2 protein-coding genes are annotated in these 2,292 nt (G+C 75.4%); both read right to left on the reverse strand.

Annotated elements, in window-relative coordinates; translation table 11 throughout:
- Window positions 1-350 (reverse strand): recombinase family protein (locus tag JNW87_RS37810; RefSeq protein ID WP_238455379.1); only part of this gene is annotated, 350 nt, incomplete at its 3' end.
- A gap of 232 nt (window positions 351-582) precedes the next feature.
- A complete protein-coding gene (locus tag JNW87_RS37815; protein ID WP_238455380.1) occupies window positions 583-1,593 on the reverse strand; it encodes a hypothetical protein in 1,011 nt (336 codons plus the stop codon).
- Window positions 1,594-2,292: the final 699 nt, after the last annotated feature.

Below are 2,292 nucleotides of genomic sequence, written 5' to 3' on the forward strand. Positions count from 1 at the left end.
GAGGTGTCTAGGCCGTCCTGAACGAAGACGATTCGGCCCGCGACTTTCTCGACCTGATCAAGGACCTGGCCGACCTGGCCCATGCCCCGCCGGGACAGGCGGTCGACCTTCCAGACGACCAGAGTGCCGACGGTGCCGGTCGTGAGGGCGGATATCGCGGCGTCGAATCCGGCGCGGTCTACGGCCTTGTAGCCGGACCGGCCCCGGTCGATGTGGACGGTGCGGACGTCTAGGCCGTTGCGCGCGCACCAGGCGCGACAGTCGGCCTCCTGGCGTTCAATCGCGGTCTTTCCCTCGCGGTCGAGGGATAGCCGTAGGTACAGGTCGGCGAGGTGTTCGTGGTGAGACATGCCGAGGACGCTAAGGCCCCGGGTGGGCGAGTTGCAAGCTTCTTCTAGGACTTCCAGAAGTTGTTCAGCCAGCCCCGACCGCGCAGCTCGGGTGACCGTACTCGTGCGCTCATGCCTTCAGTCTGCCGGACCGGACGGCCCGAACCGGCCGGCACCCCGAGCGGGCTCGATCACACCCCCGGACACGACGGCGGGGCCACGGATCACCGTGGCCCCGCTGTCGACGAGGACGCTACTTGCCGGCCGGCTTCAGGCAAAGCACCCGGTTGGTCCCCTCGCCCGGCAGCACCACGTGCGGCTGCGCCGGGTCGTCGCACTTGTCCTGGGCGTCGACCTTCGACACCACCGTGAAGGCGCCCTGCTCACCGCAGTTGGCGGCCACCGCGCCCCCACCGGACTGCTTCACGCAGGAGCCCACCGCCGGGTCGAAACCGGCCGGCTTGTTGTCGCCGCCGCCGACCTTGCCGAGCAGCGTGAGCAGGCCGAGCGGCACGGCCAGGATCAGCACCGCCGCGATCAGCACGACGGCCAGCACCCGCCCGTTGCGCACCTTCGGCGTCGGCGTCGGCGCTTCGGTCTTCGGCTCGGCGTCCGGCTTGAACGAGTCGAACCGGCCCTGCTCCGGCTCGCCGCCGAGGCCGTGCTGCCAGGCGGGCGGCGCCTGCTGGGGCGGCGGCGGGAAGGCCGGCGGGAACCCGCCCGGTCCCTGCTCGTGCATCGCCCCCGGTCCCTGGCCCGGCACCGCGACGGAGGCACGGCCACCGGCCGGTCCACCCGGACCCCCGAACGGGCCACCGGGCTGCGCCCCGAAGGGGTCCTGGTGTCCGCCCGGACCGCCGTACGGGTCGCCCTGGCCGGGACCGCCGTACGGGTCGCCGGGGCGTTCGCCACTGTGCGGGTGCACCCCGTTGGCCGGGCGGTGGTTGGCGGCCGGGTCCACGAAGGACGGCGCGCCGGGCGGGAACGGCGGCGGACCCGCGGGCGACGACGGCGGCGCGGACGGCGTGTCGGCGAAGCCGTGCGGCCCCGCCGGCCGGCCGTGGTCGTCGAAGCCGGACTGCTGGCCCTGGTCGTCGTAGCGGGGCTGCGGGCCGTGGTCGCCGAAGCCGGACCGCTGGCCGTGGTCGTCGAAACCGGGCTGCTGGTTCTGGTCGTCGAAACGCCGGCCCTGGTCCGGGTAGCCGTTCGGGTCGTCCTGCCCGGTGGCCTCCTCCGGCTCCGGCCGGCTCGGGCGGCCGTACACCCGGGGCTGCGGGGCCGGCGAGCCGGCGGCCGCAGGGCCTCGTCGGTCGGGGGCATCACCCGGCTGGCCATCGGCACCGACGCGCTGGCGGAGACGGCGCCGGCCTCCGGAGAGGTACGCGGCGCGGGCACCACCGGCCCGGCCGGCGACTGCGGCTCCTGGTGCGACGCCTCGGCCGGACCCCAGCCGGGCACGGCACCCGACTGCTCCGACCCGTACGCCTGCGGCCCGCCGTTCTCGGCCCCCGGGGCGAACTGCGCCGGCGGCGCGTAGTCGGTCGGCGGCGACGCGGCCAGGCTGGCGCCCGGCACCCGCTGCTCCTGCGGCGGCAGCGGTACGGCGTTGGCCGCGGAGATGCCCGGGCCCGGCGGCGGCTGGTAGGCGGGTGGCTCCTCGGCCCGGCCCGATTCCCAGCCGTTCGGCTGGGGCGCGGCGGTTCCGCCTCGGCGGACCGGCCCCACACCTCGCCGGCCGGCCACGGCTCGGCGTCCGGCACGGCCGGGCGGTCCCGCGGGTCCACTGCGGTGCGTCGTTCTGGTTGGCGACCCAGGCCGGCGGCCGTCCGGGGACGGCACCGAGGCGCTGGCCCGGGCCGCGACCTTCACCGCGTACGGCGAGGTCACCGACCTGCTGCTCGCGCTGCACCACAAGCGTACGGCGAGGTCACCGACCTGCTGCTCGCGCTGCACCACAAGATCC

Source organism: Micromonospora sp. ATA51 (assembly GCF_016802855.1).
Taxonomy (GTDB): Bacteria; Actinomycetota; Actinomycetes; order Mycobacteriales; family Micromonosporaceae; genus Micromonospora; species Micromonospora sicca.